This is a genomic window from Microthrixaceae bacterium, from assembly GCA_016702505.1.
Taxonomy (GTDB): domain Bacteria; phylum Actinomycetota; class Acidimicrobiia; order Acidimicrobiales; family Iamiaceae; genus Aquihabitans.
The window spans coordinates 260,933-284,300 of sequence record JADJDU010000030.1; the positions used below are offsets into that span (position 1 = coordinate 260,933).

Here is a 23,368-nt window from a genome sequence, read left to right on the forward strand (position 1 = left end):
GGTTCAACCATGCCGTGCTTCTGGGTCGATGGAGCCCCTGACGCCTGTGGAGATCGGCGATGCCGGTCGTGGCAGCGAAGATGTCGGCAGTCGGGCCGGCGACCGAACTCCCCCGGAAGGCGTTGCCCTTCGGCGGATGCGGCCTCAGCCGCGCAGATGCAGGCCTCCGGGCCCGATGGATGGCTCTGGGCGGCTCAGCTCGACTACGAACTCGGTTCGATGGGCCGGGAACACGTACTGACCGACGAGGACCGGCTTGCCGGTGTGATCTCGGGTGGTGCGCTTGCACACGAGTACCGGGGAACCCGGTGGAATGAGCAGCAATCGAGCGTCCTCCTCGCTGGCCGCATCGGCCCCGATCACCTGAGTGGCGCCAGCGAACTGGACTGGCAGGAGCTCGTAGAAGGACCGCTGCTTCAGCTGGGCCAAGGTCAGGTGGGCCCCGAGCTCCTCGGGACACCACACCGTGACCCGGGCGAAGGGCTCCCCGTCGGCCAGGTTCAACCGGTTGACAACCAACACCCGGTCGACGTCGAGCACCGATCGGACTTCCGGTGGTGTTCGTTCGAAGGAGAGGTCCAGTATCCGCCTTTCGGACACCCTGCCCTCGGCCTCCAGTTGAGACTCGATGGTGACAAGACCTCCGAGGGGCTGGCGTACGGCTTCGCCGGCGACGAACCAACCGAAGCCCTGGCGGGAATCGACCAACCCGTCGCCTCTGAGCTCCTCGAGGGCCTTGCGGATGGTCACCCGGGACACGCTGTACTCTGCCGAGAGAACAGCTTCGGAGGGAAGCAGCCGGCCCACCGTGAACTCCCCGGCTGCAATCCGGGTCCCGAGGTCGCCGGCGATCTCCCGGTAGCGGATGGTGCGCACTTGTCTCATAGTTGTATGCTTTGAGTCGTGGTGCAAGGCGCAACCGGGTCCAACCGGGGCGTGGCCACACCTGACTTTCGAGAAGCATGAGGTGACCCCATGGCCGTGACCGAATCCACCCCCGTCGAGCTGGTCGAAGCCGTCTACGCCCGCCTACCCGAGCGGGTTACCCGCGGACGCGAGCGCCTGGGCCGAGCCCTCACCCTCACCGAGAAGGTCCTGGTCAACCATCTACGAGATGCAGACACCGGTGGACTCGATCGCGGCGTCAGCTACACCGACTTCGATCCCGACCGCATAGCCATGCAGGACGCCACCGCCCAGATGGCACTGCTCCAGTTCATGACCGCCGGCCTACCCCGTGTGGCCGCCCCATCCACGGTCCACTGTGACCATCTGATCCAGGCCAAGGTCGGCGCCCAGGTCGACCTGGGCGTGGCCATCGACACCAACAGGGAGGTCTACGACTTCCTGGAAAGCGTCTCGGCCAAGTACGGCATCGGGTTCTGGGGTCCCGGATCGGGGATCATCCACCAGGTGGTGCTGGAGCAGTACGCCTTCCCCGGCGGAATGATGATCGGCACCGATAGCCACACCCCCAACGCTGGCGGGCTGGGCATGATCGCTATCGGCGTGGGTGGCGCCGATGCCGTAGACGTGATGACCGGGTTTCCGTTCAACGTGCGTTTCCCGAAGGTCATCGGCGTCCACCTCACCGGCACGTTGTCGGGTTGGAGCTCCCCCAAGGATGTGATCCTCGAAGTCGCCCGTGTCCTCACCGTCAAGGGCGGAACCGGCGCGGTGGTCGAATACTTCGGGCCCGGCGCCGAGTCGATCTCGGCCACCGGCAAGGCGACCATCTGCAACATGGGGGCCGAGATCGGTGCGACCACCTCCATCTTCGCCTACGACGCCACCCTCGACGCATACCTGCGGGCCACCCGCCGGGCCGACATCGCCGATGCCGCTGCCGTCGTCGCCGACAACCTCCGACCCGACCCCGAGGTTTACGCCAACCCCGCCGACTACTACGACCAGGTCATCGAGATCGACCTCTCGACGCTGGCACCCCTCATCAACGGCCCCCACTCCCCCGACTACGCCCACAAGGTGTCCGAGGTCGGTGCCACCGCCGCCGAGAAGGGCTGGCCGGTGGAGATCTCGGCTGCCCTCATCGGGTCGTGCACCAACTCGTCATATGAGGACATCACCAGGGCCGCCTCGATCGCCCGTCAGGCATCGGCCAAGGGCCTCAAGGCCCGTACCAAGTTGTTGATCACCCCCGGCTCCGAGCAGGTCCGAGCCACGATCGAGCGCGATGGCCTGCTGGCCGATCTAGAGGCCATCGGCGGCGAAGTCCTAGCCAACGCCTGCGGTCCTTGCATCGGCCAGTGGGCCCGGCCCGACATGGACCCGGCCACGCCCAACACGATCGTCAACTCCTACAACCGGAACTTCCCCAAGCGCAACGACGGCTCGGCCAACACCCTCAGCTTCGTCACGTCGCCCGACACCGTCATCGCCCTCGCCCTCGCCGGAAGGCTCGACTTCAATCCGGCCACCGACACGCTCGTCACCGACAGCGGCGAGTCGGTCCGCCTCGACGAGCCGGTCGGGGTCACGCTGCCACCCGCGGGATTCGACCCCGGGCAGAACACGTTCACCGCTCCCCCCGAGGACGGATCCGGCGTCGAGGTCAAGGTCTCCCCCACCAGCGACCGCCTCCAACTGCTGGCCCCGTTCGATGCCTGGGACGGAAAGGACTTCGTTGGCCTAGCCCTGCTCCTCAAGGCCCAGGGCAAGTGCACCACCGACCACATCTCCATGGCCGGCCCGTGGCTCAAGTACAGGGGCCACCTCGAGAACATCTCAGGCAACCTCTTCGCCGGGGTTATCAACGCCTTCACCGGTGCGGACGGGACGGGCAAGGATCCGATCGACGGCGAAACCCGCACCTTCCCCGACATCGCCAAGCACCTGCACGAGGCTGGCATCGCGTGGGTGGCGGTGGGCGACGAGAACTACGGCGAAGGCTCGTCTCGCGAGCATGCGGCCATGGAGCCTCGCTTCCGGGGGGCCAAGGTCATCTTGGTTCGCAGCTTCGCCCGAATCCATGAGACCAACCTGAAGAAGCAGGGTGTGCTGCCGCTGACATTCGCCGATCCCGCCGTCTACGACCAGATCGACGAGGACGACAAGCTTTCGTTCCTGGGGTTGGCTGATCTGGCACCGGGCCAGCCGGTTCGGGCGGAGATCGTCAAACCCGATGGATCGACTGTCGAGTTCACCGCCAACCACACCATGAACGACGAACAGATCGCCTGGTTCCGCGCCGGGGGGGCCCTGAACATCATCCGTCAGAAGATGGAGGACCGGTGACCTCGGGGGACAACTCCCCCGACCCCAACCTCGCCCTGTTCGCCGATTGGGTGAGGAGCGAGGAACGCCGCGAAATCGCTGCACGCAGAAAGGCCCGCGACGCCAAGCGATTGGAGGAGTCGGCCCGAGCGTTGACCATGGCCAAGGATGACGCCGCCGCCGAGGTGAAGCGCCTTCGAAGTTCACCCACGGCTACGGCAGAGGAGCGCGCCGCCGCCGACGCCGCCTATCGATCGGCGTTGGCCGCGGTTGTGGCCTCCGAGACTGGGACCACCCCGGGGTGGGCTCCATCACACGCCGACGCTGACGCTGACCAGACTGAGTCCGATGACTCTCGCTCCGATGCCGACTTACCCGCTGATCAGGCACCGCCCGCCGATGCCGTCGGGGACGAGGGCTGACGGTCCTCGACCTCAGCCCCGCTGGTCAGCGGGCCACACCCCACAAGGCCAGGCACTTCTCCGCACCCTCCATCGACACCGGACGGAACACCTGGAACTTCTCCCGCCACACCGACACCGGCTGGTTGAGCAGCGGATCGTCACCGGCGCGAGCGGTTTCAGTCACGCGGCCCTGGTGGCGGTAGGTGATCGCCACATCGGGATGGTCAGCCACGTAGCTGCGTAGCTGGGTACGGGTGATGGCCAGGCCTTGAAGCGCGTATTGCTCCAAGCCCGGGTCACTGGAGCCCATGATCTCGACCAGATCTCGGTGTTCCTCGGTCAACGGGAGACCCCACCTAATCACGAAGTGGTTCGAGTTTCCGTCGACCACCGACAGGTTGGCGTACATGTTCCAGCTTCCAGCGGTGCGCACCTCCAAATAGGGAAGGGTCCCGTTCGCAAAGGCCAAGATCGGGATCACCATCAGCCAAGCCGGCGGTCTACCCAACGGGGTTGCAGATCCGTCAGGTTGACGGTGGACGTATCGCGCCACCACCACGATCACCGCCACGATGGTCGGTTGCCACAGCCACCACAGGAGGGAACGAGACGAATCGAAGCGGGGTACCGACAGTTCTGCGGCCAAGCCGGTCACGGCCACGAAGGCGACGACCCCACCGCGGATGGTCTGGGTGCGGAGGTTGAGCCGTTCGGCCGCTGATTCCGTCAGGCTCTTCCCCCTGTCGAGCACGCGGGTGAAGAAGCCGACGGGGAGGAAGCTCAGGTAGATGACCGTGAGCAACGACGAGAAGTCGACGATCTGGTGGGACTTGTCGATCGACAGCACGGCGTGGAACGCGATGGCCAGCACGACACCCCACACACGGGTGCGACGGAGCATGAGCAACCACGGGATGATCAGCTCCACGATGGTGGTGCCGAAGATGACAGCCCACTGCACGAACGACTGATCCGCCACCCCGAGGGAACCCACCCCGATCGAGGTGAGCGATTCGTCGAGGAACACAACCGCGCAGCTCACCGCCGGGTCGAAGAAGCTGCTGTTCAGCTTGTCGAACGATGCCCACAGGTAGAAGGCCAAGAAGGTCCACCTGACGGTGGGGATGAACCAGCGCGCCAGACCAACCTGAACGAGGTCGAGCCGCTCGGCCGCGCCGCCGTCGGTTCGCCACGCCACGAACATCGCCGACGCCAGGACCACCAGCAAGGAGACGGCGAACATCGCGGTCAGGGTCCAGTGGTTGGATAGCTGCGGAGCCTCGTCCCACGCCGTTGCCAACACACCGACGCCCAGCACCGTCAGGCCGAGCGGTCGAGCAGGCCGAGCCAGGGCCATGACCGCTCCCCCGAGGAGCAACAGGTGTGCCGGATCCGGGTCACCTCTGGTGTTACCCATCAGGTGTGTCCATGCCGCCAGGGCCAGCCCTGCGGTGAACACCACCAGAAGGCTGTGTTCATCCCGGGTGAGGCGTCCCTCCTGTGCCATCGCCTGGGAACCTAGGCGACAGGTCCGGAGTGGGGGAAGGATCTACGATTCAGTCGTGACCCATTACACACAGACCACCGAGCAGCACCACAGCACCAGCCGTGCAGTTTCTTGGCTGGGCCTGGTTGTCGGACTGATCCTTTTCGCATCGGCATGTGGGGTCACGGCCGGCGAACAGGTCAGCGCCGGTCGGGAGGCCGATGGCGACGGAGCGGTCACGACCACCACCGAATCGCCAGCAGAGGAGCCGACCGACACGACAGACGGGGGCGAGGACGACCCTGGATCGGAGACCGAAGACACCACCGGTTCCACCCAGGACAGCACCACGACCACCACTGAGGGCTCCGGGTTCGAGGTTCAACCGGGTGACCAGATGATGCGCGATGCCCTCATCCAAGGGTTCACCATGATGGGCTTGACCCAGGAGCAGGCCGAGTGCTTGGCCGATGGCTACATGGAGGCCGGGATCACCGACCCCAACGCCAACGTCGATGTCACCCAGTTGATGGACGTGTTCACCCAGTGCGGCGTGTCCATGGAAGACCTGGGCAACCTCGGAGCGGGAGCCTGAGGCGGGCTGCCTCAGTCAGATCCTGGCCTTCGCACGTCCTCCCAATCAGGGTCACCCCGGTAGCTGGCCGGTAGCGCCCGGGCCAGTTCCTCGGGGGTGGGTTCGCGCGACACCCGTGCCTCTGCGGGGAGGAGGTCTGAGATCGCGGCCATGATCCGCTTGGTGTCGGCGTCGAGGCTCCTTCCTGCGAGCTTCACCGGCTCCCCCACCCGGATGCGCACGGTGGGCGGATGCCCGATCGCCAATACGTTCGGGGTCCGTGAGTTGCGAGGCCAGACCCGTTCTGTACCCCACAGGCCGATCGGCACCACCGGTGCGCCGCTGAGCCGGGCCAGCTTGGCTGCCCCCCACCGACCCTTCAGCTCGGGGTCGAACAGTGCCCGACCTCGTGGGATCGTGCCCTGCGGCATGATCACCACGGCTTCTCCCGCGGCGAGGGCCTCGGCTGCCGCGGCCAGCGGCTCATCTGATCCCGAGCCCCGGTCTACCCGTATGCCACCGAATGCGGCCACCATCTGTCCCACGAGCGGGGCGTCGAACACCTCTTTCTTGCCCAGGAACCGAGCCGGGCGGTTCACCCGCCCCATGGTGTACCCGATGGCCAGCGGGTCGAAGTAGGAGCGGTGGTTGCCCACGATGATCGCCGGACCGGTGCGTGGCAGGTTGTCAATTCCGTCGACGTCGAAACGGACCCATGGGAACAGTTCGGGCTGGGCGAGCATCTGAAGCGCCCGTTGTGGTTCCACCCCGGCGACCTTGGGCACAGACGCCGGAACGTCGAAGTGCTTGACCGGCCAACGGCGCAGCATGGCGACCACCTGCAGCCGGGGATCGGGGTTGACAGCGGTGGGATGGGCGACGGCGCTGAGCAGGGGTAGGTCATAGACCGAGTCCGAGTAGGCGTGGCTGGCCGAGACGTCGACCCCGTTGCTTCCAGCCCAGTCCCGCACCGCGGCCAGCTTGCCGGGCCCCCAGACGAAGTGGCCGTCGATCGATCCGTCGTAGCGACCGTCCACCTCGCCGTACCTGGTGGCGATCACGGCGTCCATGCCCAACGCTCTGGCCAGAGGTTCGACAAGATCGAAGGGCGAGGTGGTGGCCATGACCACCTGGCGTCCCTCCGAGCGGTGGCGCTCGATCTCTTGGCGGGCGAACCCGGGCACCGCGGCCAGCAAGGGGGCAACCGAGGCCTCGCCAGCCGCTTTCACCTTGGACCGTTCCCAACCCGAGGCAGCCCTGGCCATCTGCCGGGTGGCAACCATGCTCGGGATCGTCTCACCGATCACGTCGAAGAGCTTGAACACCAAGGACTCGCCCGGGATCGACCGATCAGGTAGCAGCCCCTCCCGCTTGAGGCTCGTGCTGAACTCAGGGCCGCTGGCCCCTCGCAGGAGGGTGCGGTCTAGGTCGAAGAACGCTGCCGTGCTCACAGCGGCATCCTAAGGGCTTGGCCCTGATCCCATATCCGGAGCGGCGGCGCCGCCGAACCCCGTCACCTCCGAGTTGTGAGGTCAGGTGAGGGCGAGGGCGGCGGGGAACAGAACGTTGTTCTCCTTGTGGATGTGGGTGAAGGTGTCCTTCTCCACCCGTTCGAGGCCCTCAAAGGTGGCGACGTAGGAGCCGCAGGCATCAGCGGGGACAGTGAAGTCGTCGGTCAGCGCCCTGATCCGACCCAGGATCTCGCCGGTCATCTCGTGTTCACGCATCATCTGGGCGATGGGATGCTGAGCGGATCCGCAGTGGGCGATGCCATCGGAGTCGTCGGCTCCGGTGTCGAGTGAGCGAATCAGAGGGAAGAGGATCATCTCCTCCTTGGCCATGTGGGGCTCCATGTCGTCGTGAAGCTCGACCACGGTCTGAGCCAAGGCGTGGAGCTCGGGGTGGCGGTCGCCGTGGACGGCGGCGATCTTGGCCGACAGCTCCACGAGCCGGGGCAGTTCAGCGTGAAGGTAGGCGTGGTGGGTGGCGACGATGTGTTCGGTCAGTTCCGTGGGTGACAGGAGTCGCAGATCTTCACCCGGCCTGGCCGAGTCGTCGATGGTCGCGGCCGAGCTGAGGATCTCCTCGAGAACCTCGTCTGGGTCGACCCCCGCCGCGGTCGCCGCCTCCACCAGGGAACGACGACCGTGGCAGCAGTAGTCGATTCCCAACCGCTGGAACACCGCTGCGGCTCCGGGATGAGCGGTCACCAGATCTCCCAGCGTGTGGGCCGAGTCGATGGTGGTCATGTCATTGCTCCTTGGTGATTGTTCGGGATGCGGCTCCATTGGATGCCGCTGCGATGGCGACCCCTCGGGTCGCCAGGTCTAAGACCGTGGTGGACGCCAGGGTTGAGGTGAGGAGGTGGCGAGCCTGAGCCCAGGCGTCGTGCACCGCGCATGGACTGGCGGAATCGCAGGGCCGATCGACCACGACGCATCGTCCGGTGTCGGTTGGCCCGTCGGCGGCCTCGATGACGTCGAGCAGCGAAACCGTCGCCAGATCCACACCGAGGGCGTAGCCACCGGTTGGCCCGGGCTCAGATCTCACCCATCCAGCGCGAACCAAGGGACCGACCACTTGGGGAACGAAGCCATTGGTGGTTCCGAGCTCCTCGGCGAGGTCGCCAGCCTTGAGCCGGTCCCGCCCCGCCAACACCACCAGCGTGCGGGCCGCTAGGTCGGCCTTCCTGGTCAGCTCCAGTCTCATAGTCTCATAGTAGGAGACTATGAGACTACGGGCAACGACACCTGCCCCATGTCACACCACGCCGAGGAATGGCGAGCACAGGAAGGACCGGTCTCGGACCCTGCTATCTCCGGGCTTATCTCCGGGCTATCTCCGGACCCGGGGGTGATGCCGTGGCTCTCCAGCGACTAGCAGGTGCCGCCGGTGCCGAAGTCCTGGGTCCAGTAGACGGTTCCGTTAGCGGCAACGGCACGACCGAGCCCGATGTGGGTGAAAGCCGGGTTGAGGATGTTGGGCCGGTGGTTGGGCGAAGCCAACCATCCCGCCATGGCCGTCGCCGGCGTCGGGTAGCCGTTGGCCACGTTCTCGGCCCACAGAGCAGCCCTCAGGTAGCCAGACCGGTTCAGCCGCGTCTCGAGCGAGGCACCGTCGGAACCGACGTGGCTGAGTCGGTTGTAGGCAGCCTGGTCGGCGGCGTGGGCCTGCGCCGCCCTGGTGAGAGCCGGGCAGGAGGTCAAGGCAGGTAGTCCGGCTCGGGCCCGCTCGCCGTTGACCAGCGCCATCAACTCGGCGCTCCAACTCACAGCGGGCGGGGCTGGGGGAACGGTGCCGGTCTTGCGCTGGAACTCATCTGACTCCGAGAATCCGACCATGACCATGCCGCGGGTCTCACCGGCTGACAGACGGCCAACCCAATGGGATCGACCAGAGCCATCGGGGCTGCGACCGAGCACGTTTCGGTAGACCAAGTCGATGAACTCGGCATCGGAAAGCGAGCCGTAGCGCTTCTTGAACTCGTCGGAACGTGAGAAGAACTCCGAGATCTGGATCAACGACATCCGACCACTGGCCAGAGTGTTGGACCAGTAGTCCCAGCCCGCTGGCTCTGGGTCTCGCAGGAAGTAGGCGCGGTACAACCGGTACACCGAGTGTCGATGAGCGGTTGTGGCCGCCTTTTGGACCGACCCCACCTCGGTCTTCACCGACGCCTGGGCCAGCCCAGCACCCCCAAGGAGCGAGGCCGACAGAGCCAATCCCACCGCTAGCGCCATCGCCCGGACCGGGCGCTGCGTCGTATGTGTTCTGAAGTCTCCCATGGTCGCCTCTCCCCCGGGGTGAATGTTCAGTTCCTCGGACCGTAGCACGATCCGTAGCGCCAGAACCACTCATCGCAGCCCCCACGACCGCGTGCATTGAGACGTGACACGCCAACGGGCTCGCCGACCGTCCGAAGGCTCCTGTGTGCGACCATGGCGTTAGCCGGATGAACGGTTCGGCCACGCCGTTCGACCGAGCCTTCGCTTAGGAGGCGAGCCATCAGGCGGACCGACCCATTGGCACGGCATGGCCAGACCGAGGCGAAGCCTCGGTCTGGTCAACCTGGTAGCGACGACGACCGGACCTATCCGCTAGGCCCCTTAGAACAGGAAGCGACCGGCCAAGGGGGAGGCCGGTCGCTTCTACGGTCTGAGCGGCAGGGGAACCGCTCGACCCGTCGCTCGAGGCCGGGAGGGGGACCCGTTGCCTCGGCGGTCTTGGTAAGCAAAGTATCGCCTTTTGCAAGCAATCTGTCCAACAGTTCTTCCAGATACTCGCTATCATATTTGCCGATGGACCTTCGCCAGCTTGCCGCCCTCACCGCCGTTGCCGACCACCGCAGCTTCTCGGCCGCGGCTCGGGCCCTTCACACGGTGCAGTCGAACATCTCCACCCACGTGGCCCGGTTGGAACGGGAGCTGGGCACCAGCCTCGTCGACCGCTCCACTGGGCACCTGACCGAGGCCGGTGAAGTCGTGGTGGCCCGAGCACGCCAGATCCACCTCGAACTGGCTGCCATCAGCGCCGATGTCACGTCGACATTGGGCGAGGTGGCGGGAAATGTTCGGCTCGGAGTCATCGGTACGACCGGCCGGTGGTTGCTGCCTGCCCTGCTCAACTCGCTCACGGTCGCCTATCCCCGCGTCCGCCTGGTAACGGTGGATGCCACCACGACCTCGCTACTCCCCCAGTTGGCCGCTGGTCGCTTGGACCTGGCGGTGGTCAATCTGCCGGCCAGTGATCCCGACGTAGACGTGGAGCCACTGTTCGACGAAGACCACGTCGTCCTCGCCCCGCTCAGTCACCCCCTGGCGGAGCACAAGAGTCTCGACCTAGCCGATCTCGCCAAGGTTCCACTTCTGCTGGAACCGGCAGGAACCGGGTTCCGGGATCATCTCGACGCCGATGCACAGAGGGCGGGCGTCGTTCTTTGCGCCCAAGCCGAGATCGACGGAATGCGCCTGCTGGCCTCGCTGGCCTACCAGGGGTTCGGTGCCGCGGTGCTGCCCGCCAGCGCCGTGGTGGACCGGGGTGACGGAACCTGGAAAGCCATCCCGCTGAGCGGCACGACCAGGCGCGGCGTGGGTCTGGCCCTGCCCCGACGTGGACGCCAGACCGCTCCCGCCCGAGCCACCGTCGAGGTTCTTCGAGACGTCGTCCAACAGCAGGTTCCCAACCTTTCGGGGCTCCATCTCCTGTCCTGATCACCCGCTTGTCCGGCGAGGGCCGTGGGACCGGTACCATCCAGGTGACGGGTCGCCGGTCGATCTCCGGTGACGGCACGGCGTCTCGTCGCACCTACGAAGCATGAGGCAGGAGCGAAACGTGACCGAGAGCGTGACCATCACCGACAACCGCACGGGTGAGTCCATCGAGATCCCCATCGTCGACGGTGGCATCGACGCCGGCAGCTGGAAGAAGCTGCTTGGAAACATCTGGTTCGCCGACCCCGGCTTCACCCAGACCGCCGCCACCGAGTCGGCCATCACCGAACTCGACGGAGATGCCGGCATCCTTCGCTACCGCGGCTACCCGATCGAGCAGCTCGCCGAGCACTCCACCTACCTCGAGGTGGCCTATCTCCTCATCTACGGCGAGCTACCCACCGCCGACCAGTACGAGCAGTGGACCCACGACATCACGTACCACACGTTCATTCACGAGAACGTCCGCAAGCGGACCCTCGAAGGTTTCCACCACGACGCCCACCCCATGGGAATGCTGGTGTCGACCGTCGCAGCGTTGTCGACCTTCTATCCCGAAGCCAAAGAGATCCACGACGACTACATCCGCAACAAGCAGATCGTTCGGGCCATCGCCAAGATGCCCACCCTGGCCGCTGGTGCCCACCGGTCCAGCGTCGGAATGCCCTTCGTCTATCCCGACAACACCTTGGACTTCACCTCCAACTTCTTGTCGATGATGTGGAAGATCGCCGAGCCCCACTACCAAGCCGATCCGGTGCTGGCCCGGGCGCTCGACGTGTTGTTCATCCTTCACGCCGACCACGAGCAGAACTGCGGCACCACGGCCATGCGAGTGATTGGTTCGTCCCACGCCGATCCGTACTCTGCGCTGGCCGGAGCCACCGCAGCTCTCTACGGACCTCGACACGGGGGAGCCAACGAGGCCGTCATCAAGATGCTCACCGAGATCGGCAGCATCGACAACGTGGCCGACTACGTGAAGTCGGTCAAGGAAGGCAAGGGTCGACTTCAGGGCTTCGGCCACCGGGTGTACAAGAACTACGACCCGAGGGCCACGATCATCAAGAAGACCGCAGACGAGGTCTTCGAGGTGACCGGCAAGAACCCACTGCTAGACATCGCTCTCAAGCTGGAAGAGGTGGCGCTCGCAGACGACTACTTCGTTAGCCGCAAGCTCTACCCCAACGTCGACTTCTACTCGGGCCTCATCTACCAGGCCATGCGGTTCCCGATCGAGATGTTCACCGTGCTGTTCGCCATTCCGCGCACCGCGGGTTGGCTGGCTCACTGGCGTGAGCTCGTCCTTCAGGACCAAAAGATCGCTCGGCCCCGTCAGCTCTACACCGGCTCCGGCCCCCGTGACTACGTAGCCATGGATGCCCGCTGACATTCCTGTCTTGGGGGCCTAGCGGATAGGTCCGGTCGTCGTCGCTGCGAGGTTGATCAGACCGAGGCTCCGCCTCGGTTTAGCCATGCCGTATTCATGGGTCGGTCCGCCTATCGGCGCACCTCCTTAGCCTGGATCCGCCGAAAGGCAGAGCCTTCCGGCGGAATTCGATCGCCGGCCTGACGTCCGACGTCTTCACTGCTGCAACCGGCAAAGCCGATCTCCGCAGGCCGGGAGCTCCGCCACAAAGGGCTCTGCCCCCGAACCCCCGCCCAGCCCTCGCGTTCCGGGTGGTCAGACAGCCGAACACCCGCGGTGGCCACCCCATAGAGCCAGCTTTGCCGGGGTGACCAGGGAGAATCGAGCACAAGCCAAGTCCGATCGGTGGATCCAGGCTGAGGAGGCGAGCCACCAAGGCGGCCGACCGTGCGCTGTGGACTACGCGTCGGCCCGCCTAGCGCTACCTGTTCCCTTCAGGGCTGGGCCCCGGTCTCCAGCCTCCGCACTGGCGGCCGGAGGTCTGGCTCGTAGGTCTGGATCAACACCCGGGCATCGGTGATCGCCGCCACGTCGGGAGCCACCATCACCGGGTTGAGGCGTAGACGGGTGATCTCGGGCACCGCATCGGCCAATGCCGCCACCCGTACCAGCAGTTCGACCATGGCGCTTCGGGCTCGGTCTCCTTGCGCGTCGAAGACCGGGCCAAGTCCTGAACGGTCGATCAACCGATCAGCGTCGGCGTCTGTCAGGGGGAGGATCTGCATGGCCCGCTCGGCTAGGTGCTCGACCGCGGCTCCACCGGGACCGAGCGTCAATACATCTCCCAACATGGCGTGCCGATATACACCGACTCGGCACTCGGCTCCCTCCGCGGCCATGGCCTGCACCACCGCCGGAACCATGGCATCGCCCAAAACCGACACCATGCGTTCGTAAGCTCCGCGCACCTCGTCGTCACCGTGGACATCTAGGGCCACTCCCCCGGCTTCGGTCTTGGACAGCCGGTCCAATCCGGAGGCCTTCAAAGCCACGGGATAGCCGATCTCTCCGGCGGCATCGACCGCGGCGTCGACGGTGGTCACCAGCCTCTGGTTGACCATGGCCAGCGAAGCACCTTCCAGCAGATGTTCGGCATCTAGCGGGTCGAGCCAACACCGCCCCGTCCCACCCGCCAGCCGGTCCCGCACCAACTCTCGGGCGCGACTCAGCGCGCCGGGATCTAAGTCGATGAGCGATCCCACCGGTTGACCCCGCCATGCCGAGTAGTTCCGAACCCGGCCGAGAACCGCAGCCGCTTCCTCTGGGAACGGAAAGTTCGGCACCCTCGTCCCATGCACGGTGAGCACGCCACGGGGTGGGTCTCCCAACAGGCAGGCCACTGTCGTCACCGCGTCTGGTGACGACGATGCCCGGGCCAGAGCGCTGCCATATGCGTCATAGCGAGGACTGGTGGCGGGGGCGTAGATCACCAGAACTGCATCAACCCGTCCGCTTTGGTACAAGTGGACGAGAGCGTCGGCGAAGGCGTCGGGGTCGGTGTCGTTCTCCAGGGTGATGGGAGCGATCGGCTCCAGACCGGCAGCTCTAAGAGCATCTACCGCCAACCACGCCGGACCCCATGCGTTGGTCAGGACCGCCACCCGGTCACCTGCTGGGTGGGGTTGGGATGCGAGCACGTCGGCGGTGTGGATCATCTGGGTCAGGTTGTCGACCCGAATTACCCCCGTCTGTTCCAAAAGCGCGGTGGCGGTGGCATCGGCGGGCCACGCATCGGGCTCGTCCCAGTGATCTGCGGGAACCCCGCCCACCTTCACTGCCAACACCGGCTTGTGCTGTGACAGGGCCCGAGCTGTTCGGGCGAACTTGTGGGGGTTGCCGAAGGATTCCAGGTACAGCATGACCACCGAGGTGGCCGGGTCGTCCTGCCAGTACCGCAACATGTCGTTGCTGGACACGTCGGCCCGGTTGCCCACCGCCACGAACGAGGAGATCCCCACCCCGGCCCGCCGGGCGGCGTCGGCCACCGCCGCCCCGATCACACCGGACTGGGCTGCCAGACCGACGCGGCCGGCTTCGACATCGACGGGGACGAATGTGGCGTGCATACTCACCGATGGGTCGGTGTTGATCAGGCCCAAGGTGTTGGGGCCGAGAAGTCGCATCCCGTGTCGCCGGGCGTACGCGACCAACTCGGCCTCCAGTTCCTCGCCCGCCGTGTCCTGATCGGCGAAACCAGAGCTGAGCACCACCAGGGCCTGCACCCGCTTGACCGCACATTCCTCGACGACCCGCAGCACCTCGGCCGCGGGCACACAGACGACGGCCAGGTCGACCTCTCCGGGCAGATCCACTACCGAACGCCAGGCCCGGACGCTGGCCACGAACGACGCCTCCCGGTTGACCGGGTAGACGGGCCCGTTGAAGCGGTGACGGATCAACTGCCTAAGGACCTGGTGACCCAACGATTCCGGATCTCGGGATGCGCCAACCACCGCGATGGATGTGGGCTTGAGAACCCTCTCCACCGATCGGGCCTCGGCCACCGATGCTCGCTCCTCGATGGCGGCGAGTGCTTCAGGCGTGGGCTCGATACCCAACTCCACCTCGATCACGCCGTCTTCGTAGCGACTCGAGGACGTGAAACCCGCCTGCGTGAACACCCCGAGCATCTTGCGGTTCTGGGGCAGGACCGAAGCGGTGAAGCCCGAGATCCCCACCTCTCGCGCCGCAGCGGCCAGGTATTCGAGCAGGACGGTGGCCATGCCCCGACCGTGGTGTTCGTCGTCGATGAAGAAGGCGACCTCGGCATCGCTGCGGCCCCGGTGGCGGTCGTAGCGGGCCACGCCCACCAACTCGTCGCCCAACAGCCCGACGAAGGCCATCCGGTCCACGTAGTCGACCTGGGTGAAACGATCGAGATCTCGCTGGGACAGCCGAGGGCGAGGGGAGAAGAACCGGAAGTAGATGCTCTCGGGTGACTGACGGTCGTGAAACCGCAAGATCAGCTCGGCGTCGTCGGGACGGATCGGTCGAACCGACATGGTGCCCCCGTCGGCTAGGACCACATCTGCTTCCCATCGGCTCGGATAGCCGTTCTCCGCAGTTCCCGCGACCATGGATCGGAGGATACGGGACCCGCGCCATCGGTCCTCGTTGGAGGCGGCATTATCCTTCCCGGGTGCTTCCAGTACTGGTTTTCGTGTCATGTGCCGGGGTCGGGTTCGCCCTCTCCCGACTGACCCGCAGACCACAGGGCCGAGCCCAGGCCGCCGCCACCGCCCGGGCCGTTGCCGGCCCTATGGCCGCCCGTCGCGGTCTCGATGCGCCTGAGCTTCAGCGGGCGTGCTTCTCAGAGATGGTCCGTCACGTGCGGGTCAACCGCGACGGACTCACCTATGCCCCGGCCCGGTACCGCCTTCTGCTCAACCCCACCGACCTGGCGGTGGTCCACGAATCCGAACGGTGGTTCGTCGATGGCCTGGCCAGCGCTCTGGCCGATGCCGCATCCGACTACGGGTGGGCCCTCGAAGGCCCGGCTTCGATCGTGTTCGCGTCGGATCCAAGCCGACGTCCAGGTGTCCCGTTGGCGCAGGTCGGTTTGGAAGGGTCGGCCATCGATCAACCAGCCGTCAACAAGGGTGCTCCCAAAGTCAAGGGCGCCAAGCCGCTGGCCGGACGTCAACAGCCGGGTCTCCTGACCTTGACCCTCGTTCGCGCCGACACCGGTGAGTCGATCGTGTTGGACGGCCCGACTTTGACCATCGGACGCTCGCCGGACAACTCGGTCGTGGTAGCCGACGAGCGGGTCAGCCGCACCCATGCCCGACTAGAGCCCACCGCCAGCGGCTGGGTGGTGTCTGACCTGAACTCCTCGAACGGCACCCGATTGGACGGAACCCGCATCAACCCTGGCGTGCCAGCGGCCATCGGTCCAGGATCGGTGATCGCCGTCGGTCCACTCGAGCTCAAGGTGATCAGCGCCGGCGCGCAGGGTGGATCCCGAGCCCTGGCCGATTCGGACCGCACCCGCATCTCGGCCGAGGTGTTGGGGCGCTCCTCCCACCAGCGATGAGGACCTCCCGATGATGCTCATCCTCGTCGCTGCGGCCGGCCTCATCAGCGGCGTCGCCGTGGAACGGTTGGTCACCTCGCTACGCGACCGACCCGCTTCCCCAGCCTCTGGCTACGCCGAGGTCGCCACATCGAGGCGCCCTCCTCGACGAGGCCGATTGGCGTTACGGCTGACCGCGGTCGCCCTCGCCGCGATCCTGGTCGCTGTCGTGGGCGGGCTCATATGGGCCAACGTGATCTTCAACCGGATCGAGAAGGTGGAGGTGTCCGATGCACTGTCGTCGTCATCGGGGACCAACTGGCTTCTCGTCGGGGCCGACAACGCTCTAGGTGACGGACCGGGACGTGAGGGGGTCGACGGGGTTCGGGCCGACACCGTCATGGTGCTTCGCATCCAGGACGGAAACGCGTCGATGCTCTCACTGAACCGGGACCTGTGGGTCCGAAACCCGGCCACCGGCGACGAAGGGCGCCTCAACGCCACCTACAACCAGGGACCGGGCAATCTGATCCGGGCCGTTACCGAGAACTTCGGCATCCCAATCGAGCGCTACATGGAGATCGACTTCGACTCCTTCAGCGGTCTGGTCGACTCGCTGGGCGGCATCGAGGTGAACTTCGCAAACCCCGCCTTCGACCTGGCCTCAGGACTGGACGTGAAGACGGCCGGAGTGGTCCACCTAGATGGAGCCCAAGCCTTGGCCTACGTCCGCTCCCGCCACTTCACCGAGGTGATCAACGGCCAGCCGGTGCCCGAAGGCGGGCTCCCCGACGTCAACCGGACCATGCGCCAGCAGACCTTCTTGCGTGAGGTCATGCGCAAGGCGTCCACGAAGCGCAACCCGTTCGCGTTGATGTCAGCCGCCAGTTCCATGACCGCCGGGCTGCGCATAGACGACGCCATGACCATGTTCGACCCGCTCCGGCTGGCACTGGCCATGCGCAACCTCGACCCCCGACCGACGGCGCTTCCGGTCACTCCTCGGACCACCAGTGGCGGTGCCCAGGTTCTGGAGTTGGGCGAGGGAGCCGAAGAGGTCCTGGCTGGCTTCCGCTGATCAGGCGGTCGGTCGCTGGCTTGGCCGACGTCGAGCCCGGGCCGGGCGGGTGATCGTGCGGGGGACGCGCGATGTGGTGGTTACCCGTGACCGCGTCGGGTAACTACCGTCACCGCCCATGACCATTCTTCGTGACGGCCTGATCGCACCATCGTTCATCGCTGATGGACGGACCCAAGGTGCGGAGGCCGGGCGATGAGCGGGCCCAGCACCGCCTCTGAACCGGCCGGCCCCTACGAGGGTTTCGGCGGCAAGGTCGGACGAACCTTCGCCGGTTCGGAGGGTTGGTGGCCGCCGCGGCCCGAGCCCGGGCCTGATGCACCCAACGTGGTGGTGATTCTGGTCGACGACCTCGGGTTCGCCGACCTGGGCTGCTACGGCTCGGAGATCCCCACCCCCAACCTCGACCGCCTCGCCGCCGACGGCGTCCAGTTCACCAACTTCCACGTCACCCCGATGTGCTCTCCGACCCGGGCCGCCCTGCTCACCGGGGTGAACCCCCACCGGGCCGGGGCCGGCCACGTGGCCAACTCCGATCCGGGTTTCCCCGGTTACGCCGCCGAGTTGGCCGACGACGTGGCCACCGCCGCCGAACTGTTCCGGGATGCGGGCTACCACACCATCGCCATCGGTAAGTGGCACCTCACCAAGGATGCCGACCTGTCCGAGGCCGGCCCTCGCCACGCCTGGCCGTGCCAGCGAGGGTTCGACCGCTACTACGGCGTCCTCGATGCGTTCACCAACCTCCACCATCCCCACCGCCTGGTCGAGGACAACCACACCGTTCCCGTCGACCGCTACCCCGACGGCTACTACGTCACCGACGATCTGACCGACCGGGCCATCGACTACATACGCCACGCCCGTACCTCGAACCCGACCCAGCCCTTCTTCTGCTACTTCGCCCACATCGCCGTACACGCTCCGTTGCAGTGCAAGCCCGAAGACCACGACCGCCACCGGGGCCGCTACGACGAGGGATGGGATGCCCTACGCCAGGCCCGCCACCTACGCCAGGTGGAGTTGGGGTTGCTGCCACCCGGCACTCCCCTCCCACCACCCAACCACGAGCCGGGTGACGAGGTGAGCGCCTGGGCCGACCTAGATCCCGCGGATCAACGGCTGTACTCCCGCTACATGGAGGTCTACGCCGCCATGGTCGACAGCGTGGACCAGTCGGTGGGACGACTGCTGGCCGCGCTCGAGGATCTCGGCGTGGCCGACAACACCATCGTCTGCTTCTTGTCCGACAACGGGGCGTCGCGGGAAGGTGAAACCGCCGGGACCACCGCCTACTTCCGGACGCTCGTGTCCAAGAACGTCACCGACATCGAAGACGTCGACTTCGACCGAGACCGCATAGACGACGCTGGCACCCCCCGGGCCCTCGTCCACTACCCCCGGGGTTGGGCCATGGCCTCCAACACCCCATTCCGGCTCTACAAGATCAACACCCACGCTGGCGGTCACTCCGTCCCGTTCATCGTGGATTGGCCCGCGGGCCGAGCCGGACTGGACAAGCTGGTCCCCGGCCGACGAGACCAGTGGACCCACGTCACCGATGTGTTGCCCACGCTGTGCGAGCTAGCCGGGGTGTCTCGGCCCGAACAGCGTGCCGGTGTTCGGCTTCAGCCTCTCAACGGGGTGTCGATGGCGCCGGTGTTCCTCGACCATGAGGCCAAGCACGACCATGGCTCCCAGTACACCGAGATGTCAGGGCATCGTGGCTTCTATGACGGCGAGGGGTGGGAGATCGTGACCCGACACTCTGCGCTGACCGAGTTCGGAGACCACGAGTGGGAGTTGTACGACCTGAACAACGACCGTACCCAGACCGAGAACCTGGCCGCCGAGCATCCAGAAGTGGTGGCCCGTCTGGCCGATGGCTGGGAGCAGGCCGCCCGCCAGAACCAGGTGTACCCATTGGACGAAGGGTCACGTCTGCGCTTCATAACCCGACCTCCATACGAGGATCACATGGAGCAACCGGTGCGCATCCCTGCTGGTACGCACACTCTGGAGCGCTACCGGTCCCAGCTCCTCATCCAGTGGCGCTCCTTCACCGTCGACGTCGACGTCGATCACAGCGCAGCCGATCGTGGGGTCTTCTTCGCCCATGGCGACCAGGGCGGCGGATACGCCCTCTACGTCGTGGACTCGACGAGCTCACTGCTAGCCGACCACCCCGCGCCGGCCCGAGCAGCCGACCCCGACCCCGTTGCCGCCCCCGACCCCGACCCCGATGAGGACACCGGGGAACTGGTCTTCGTCCACAACGGATACGGAAAGGTCTCAGTGATCAGGTGCGGCCCCATGCCCGTCGGTGACGGTCCGCTTCGTCTCGAGATGACTGCCCCGGGAGGTTGGGTTTGGAATGCCCGGGTCGTGGTGGGAGATGAAGAGCGAGGCGGAGCCGATGGGTTGTTGATGTTGGCCGCCATGGCCCCCTTCGAAGGGATCGACGTAGGCGTGGATCGACGTTCCCCGGTGTGGTGGGACGTGTATGCCCAACACGGTCCGTTCCCGTACTCAGGCCGGCTGAGAGCAGTCTCCTACGTCCCTGGGGAGAGGGCGCCCGACTCGGGGACACGCTTCTTGGACCTGTTGCGCGAGATCGGGATGCGCTACGAGTGATGTCTGACAACGACACCAGCACCCGCTTGGCCCTCTGGGTGAGGCGACCGTAGGGTCAGGCGACCATGACCGAGCAACACCCCAACTCTGCGTCGGAGATCGCCCGAGTTGGCCTCATCCAATGCGGCCATGTGCGAGAAGACGTGGCCACCGACCATGGCGACTATCCCGAGTTGTTCGCCACGTTGCTGGCCGACGCACCCCTCGATCTCGTCACCTACCCCGTCGAGGACGGCGACCTACCCACCGGTCCGAGGGACTGTGACGCATGGCTGGTGTCGGGATCGGCATCGTCGGTCTATGACAGCCACCGCTGGATCGCCGACACGGGCGCCTTCTTGGCCCGGGTCGTCGAGGCCGAGGTGCCGCTGGTGACGGTGTGCTTCGGCCACCAGCTCCTAGCCCAGGCCATGGGCGGCAAGGTTGAACGTTCAGGGCGAGGGTGGGGCGTCGGGATCCAGGACTACCGGGTCGTATCTGCCGCCCCGGGTTGGCCCACGGCCGAGATCCCAACCACGCTGTCGCTCCTGGCCAGCCACCAAGACCAGGTCACCGAGCTTCCCGACGGAGCGACTGTCATCGCGGCCTCAGACCACTGCCCGGTGGCGGCCTACTCGCTCAACACTCGGACGGTGGCCGTCCAGGCCCATCCTGAGTTCACACCGGCCCTTACCCGAGATCTGATCACCGTGCGCCGGGACCTGATCGGCCCGGAGTCGGCCGACGCGGCCCTGCACCGCCTGGAAGATCACGCCGCGGTCGCAGGCCTCGACGACCGAGCCGTGGCCCGCTGGTTCACCGCAATCCTCTGTGGAGATGTCCGATGATCGTTCACGACACGCCGCAACAGCGGGCTACCCCCCGGCCGATTGCAGTCCGGTCCGGGGCGGTGCTGGTTTCGGTGGTGCTGCTCGTCGTCACCCTGATCGTCGGAGGCCCGACCCCCGGCCCGGCCAGCGCCACGACCAACGGCGCCTGTTCTCGTGACACGGCAGCCGACCTGCGCTGGGTCTCGTGGCTGCACCTGACCATGGCCGGCAACGAGCCGACCCTTCCCGCGTCGGCCCCGTGGCTGGCAAAGCTGGTTGACGGCGCCACCTACCTCGAGGTCGCGTCTGGCATCGGGAACGCCGAAGCATCGGCCCGCAGGCGGGTGGCCGATCTGTACGAGCTGATCCTCCAGCGTTCGGCATCGGCCAGCGACCTGTCCAACTGGGCGCCGACGGCGCGGACCCGGGGTTCTGCCTTCGTGGCTGGTGAGCTGGCCGCTTCGGGCGAGGCTTGGACCCGGGCCGGTTCCAACAACGCCGGCTGGCTGGAACGCACCTATCAGGTGATGTTGGGACGCGGCGTCGACCCGGCTGGACTCGACTACTGGAGCGGACGCCTGAACTCGGGTGCCACCCGACAGTCGGTGGCCGCCGCGCTGTGGGCCACCCCGGCCAGCATCCGCAGGCGGACCGACGCCGCCTACCGGCAGGTGCTCGGCCGCCCGGGAGACGAGGGTGGCATCACCCACTGGTCCGCCACCACCGCGGCCTACGGCGATGAAGGCGTGATCGCGGCCCTGGCGGCCACGTCGGCTGGTTGGTCCCGAGCCCAGAATCACTACGGCTCGACCGGTGGCACCCTCCCCCCGTTGTGCCCCCGTTTCCTCCAGTGGATGCCACCGCCCGGCTCGATCGTACGAACCCTTCAGCCGGTTGCCTCCTTCGGAGCGAACCTGGCCACCCTCACCTTCGATGACGGCCCCAATCCGACCTGGACCCCCCAGGTTCTCGACGTCTTGGCCCGCTACCGGATCCGGGCCACCTTCTTCGTGGTGGGCAACGCGGCACGCCGCCACCCCGACCTGGTGCGCCGCATGATCGCCGAAGGCCACCACGTAGCGGTCCACACCATGACCCACCCCAACCTGCTGACCCTGGGTCGATCCGGCCAGTACCAGGAGATCGCCGGGTCGCTCGACGTGGTCAACTCGATAGCTGGACCCGGTACCGTGCGATGCTTCCGCCCGCCCTACGGCAACCGCAACGCCACCACCGACGCCATCGCCGCCGAACTGGGCCTGGCCACCATCATGTGGAGCCGCGACGGCCGGGACTGGGCTTCGCCCGGTGTCGATGCCATCGTCAACGGCAACCTGAGCACCCGCTACGACGGAGGTCGAGCCGTGCTGCTGCTCCATGACGGTGGCATCGACCGCACCCAAACGGTGGCGGCCCTTCCCCGTCTCATCGATGCGCTTTCGGCCCGGGGCTACCGGTTCGTCCAGATCTGCTAGCCCTCTGGTGTGACCCATCACCCCGACCTCGACCAGGCACGGCCCCATCGGCCGGTACCGGTGCGGCGGGTGCGCTTCGAGTGGCCCGAGGACCTGGACCCGATCTGGAACCGGCGGGAACCAGACCTGGCCATCGCCGCCAACGCCGTGTCGTTGTTGATGCCCCACGCCGAGCCCTATGTGGTGGCGTCGGTGCGCAGCCAGCTTCCGACGATTCGCGATACAGATGCCGACCTGGCCGAGCGGGCCACCGCCTACGCCGCCCAGGAGGCCCAGCACCACGGCCAGCACCGCCGGTTCAACGACCTGCTCCTGGCGCGGTACCCGAGGCTGTCCATGGTGGAGCGGATGACGGCCTGGCTGTTCGGCCGCCTCCGCCGCCGTTCGACCCTGTTCGGCCTGGCCTTCGCCGCCGGGTTCGAGTGCATCGCCTTCACCGCGGCCCGGTGGGTGGACAAGCGCACCCGTCTACTGCGAGGCGGTGACCCGACCGCCACCACGTTGTTCCTTTGGCACCTGGCCGAGGAAGTGGAGCACAAGTCGGTGGCATGGGAGGTCTACCAAACCGCCGTGGGCCCCGACGGCGGCGGTCGTCTGCGATATGCGTGGGCCACATGGGTGTCGGGCCTGGTCTTGGCCTGGTGTGCGCTGGTCGGCACTTGGGTGATGTTGTGGCACGAGCGACGGTTCTGGCGGCCCGACGCCCACATCCGCCTGCTGGTGTGGTCGGTCAGCTTCATCTTCGTCGCGTTGCCGGCGATGATCGTCTCGGCCCTGCCCGGTCACCGACCCGACGAGCTGGCCGACCCGGCCGGTTTGGCCCACTGGCTCGACAACTTCGACCCCGAGACCGGAACCGTCCCGGAGTGGGCGCAGCCCTAGCTCCGGACCGCCCGAAGGCAAACTCCCCGCGACGACGACCGGACCTATCCGCTAGGACCCTAAGCAGGGTGAAATGAGAGAGTGGAGACATGCAGGAACGTGACCTCTCCTTCGTCGACTCCGCTCCGGTTCGCATCGAGG

At 66.5% G+C, this 23,368-nt stretch carries 18 protein-coding genes; 11 read left to right on the forward strand and 7 right to left on the reverse strand.

Going from position 1 to position 23,368, the window contains the following annotated elements:
- Positions 1–144: 144 nt before the first annotated feature.
- Positions 145–876, reverse strand: a complete 732-nt coding sequence (locus tag IPG97_18370; protein MBK6858457.1) for a GntR family transcriptional regulator — start codon at positions 874–876, stop codon at positions 145–147.
- A gap of 99 nt (positions 877–975) precedes the next feature.
- Here IPG97_18370 and IPG97_18375 point away from each other — a divergent pair, with 99 nt between their 5' ends.
- Positions 976–3,255, forward strand: a complete 2,280-nt coding sequence (locus tag IPG97_18375; protein ID MBK6858458.1) for an aconitate hydratase — start codon at positions 976–978, stop codon at positions 3,253–3,255.
- Positions 3,252–3,656 carry a hypothetical protein gene (locus tag IPG97_18380; protein ID MBK6858459.1) on the forward strand — a complete coding sequence of 135 codons (405 nt, stop codon included), beginning with the start codon at positions 3,252–3,254 and terminating at the stop codon, positions 3,654–3,656. The genes IPG97_18375 and IPG97_18380 overlap by 4 nt, the downstream gene beginning before the upstream one ends.
- 25 nt (positions 3,657–3,681) lie before the next feature.
- Here the strand turns inward: IPG97_18380 and IPG97_18385 are convergent, their stop codons facing one another.
- Positions 3,682–5,145: an HTTM domain-containing protein gene (locus IPG97_18385; GenBank protein MBK6858460.1), complete on the reverse strand. Its 1,464-nt coding sequence runs from the start codon at positions 5,143–5,145 to the stop codon at positions 3,682–3,684.
- Between the two features lie 55 nt (positions 5,146–5,200).
- Here IPG97_18385 and IPG97_18390 point away from each other — a divergent pair, with 55 nt between their 5' ends.
- Entirely contained in the window at positions 5,201–5,719 is a 519-nt protein-coding gene (locus tag IPG97_18390) for a hypothetical protein (GenBank protein ID MBK6858461.1), read from the forward strand.
- Between the two features lie 11 nt (positions 5,720–5,730).
- Here IPG97_18390 and IPG97_18395 read toward each other — a convergent pair whose 3' ends face one another.
- From IPG97_18395 to IPG97_18410, 4 genes are all read right to left on the reverse strand, one after another.
- Complete coding sequence (locus IPG97_18395) at positions 5,731–7,149, reverse strand: HAD-IB family hydrolase (GenBank protein MBK6858462.1); 1,419 nt, start codon at positions 7,147–7,149, stop codon at positions 5,731–5,733.
- A gap of 81 nt (positions 7,150–7,230) precedes the next feature.
- Positions 7,231–7,947, reverse strand: coding sequence for an iron-sulfur cluster repair di-iron protein (gene ric, locus IPG97_18400; protein ID MBK6858463.1), 717 nt, complete (start codon positions 7,945–7,947; stop codon positions 7,231–7,233).
- A 1-nt stretch (position 7,948) separates the two neighbouring features.
- The gene (locus tag IPG97_18405; GenBank protein MBK6858464.1) at positions 7,949–8,407 is read right to left on the reverse strand and encodes an Rrf2 family transcriptional regulator; all 459 of its coding nucleotides are present in this window, start codon (positions 8,405–8,407) and stop codon (positions 7,949–7,951) included.
- Between the two features lie 167 nt (positions 8,408–8,574).
- Positions 8,575–9,438, reverse strand: coding sequence for a DUF4214 domain-containing protein (locus IPG97_18410; protein ID MBK6858465.1), 864 nt, complete (start codon positions 9,436–9,438; stop codon positions 8,575–8,577).
- A gap of 558 nt (positions 9,439–9,996) precedes the next feature.
- On the opposite strand from IPG97_18410, the gene IPG97_18415 reads away from it, so the two are divergent.
- Positions 9,997–10,908 (forward strand): LysR family transcriptional regulator, encoded by a 912-nt coding sequence (locus IPG97_18415; protein MBK6858466.1) that lies wholly within the window; start codon positions 9,997–9,999, stop codon positions 10,906–10,908.
- A 121-nt stretch (positions 10,909–11,029) separates the two neighbouring features.
- Positions 11,030–12,298, forward strand: a complete 1,269-nt coding sequence (locus tag IPG97_18420) for a citrate synthase (protein MBK6858467.1) — start codon at positions 11,030–11,032, stop codon at positions 12,296–12,298.
- Positions 12,299–12,771: 473 nt separating this feature from the next.
- On the opposite strand, the gene IPG97_18425 is transcribed toward IPG97_18420, so the two are convergent.
- A complete protein-coding gene (locus IPG97_18425; protein MBK6858468.1) occupies positions 12,772–15,414 on the reverse strand; it encodes a GNAT family N-acetyltransferase in 2,643 nt (880 codons plus the stop codon).
- Between the two features lie 62 nt (positions 15,415–15,476).
- On the opposite strand from IPG97_18425, the gene IPG97_18430 reads away from it, so the two are divergent.
- The 6 genes from IPG97_18430 to IPG97_18455 all read left to right on the forward strand — a co-directional run bounded on the left by IPG97_18430 (position 15,477) and on the right by IPG97_18455 (position 23,227).
- Complete coding sequence (locus IPG97_18430; protein ID MBK6858469.1) at positions 15,477–16,370, forward strand: DUF3662 domain-containing protein; 894 nt, start codon at positions 15,477–15,479, stop codon at positions 16,368–16,370.
- Positions 16,371–16,380: 10 nt separating this feature from the next.
- Positions 16,381–17,427 carry an LCP family protein gene (locus tag IPG97_18435; GenBank protein ID MBK6858470.1) on the forward strand — a complete coding sequence of 349 codons (1,047 nt, stop codon included), beginning with the start codon at positions 16,381–16,383 and terminating at the stop codon, positions 17,425–17,427.
- A 195-nt stretch (positions 17,428–17,622) separates the two neighbouring features.
- Positions 17,623–20,061 (forward strand): arylsulfatase, encoded by a 2,439-nt coding sequence (locus IPG97_18440; GenBank protein MBK6858471.1) that lies wholly within the window; start codon positions 17,623–17,625, stop codon positions 20,059–20,061.
- A 65-nt stretch (positions 20,062–20,126) separates the two neighbouring features.
- Positions 20,127–20,888, forward strand: coding sequence for a gamma-glutamyl-gamma-aminobutyrate hydrolase family protein (locus IPG97_18445; GenBank protein ID MBK6858472.1), 762 nt, complete (start codon positions 20,127–20,129; stop codon positions 20,886–20,888).
- Positions 20,885–22,345 carry a polysaccharide deacetylase family protein gene (locus IPG97_18450; protein ID MBK6858473.1) on the forward strand — a complete coding sequence of 487 codons (1,461 nt, stop codon included), beginning with the start codon at positions 20,885–20,887 and terminating at the stop codon, positions 22,343–22,345. Before IPG97_18445 ends, IPG97_18450 begins: the two co-directional genes overlap by 4 nt.
- A gap of 9 nt (positions 22,346–22,354) precedes the next feature.
- Complete coding sequence (locus tag IPG97_18455) at positions 22,355–23,227, forward strand: metal-dependent hydrolase (protein ID MBK6858474.1); 873 nt, start codon at positions 22,355–22,357, stop codon at positions 23,225–23,227.
- The last annotated feature ends 141 nt before the right edge of the window (positions 23,228–23,368 follow it).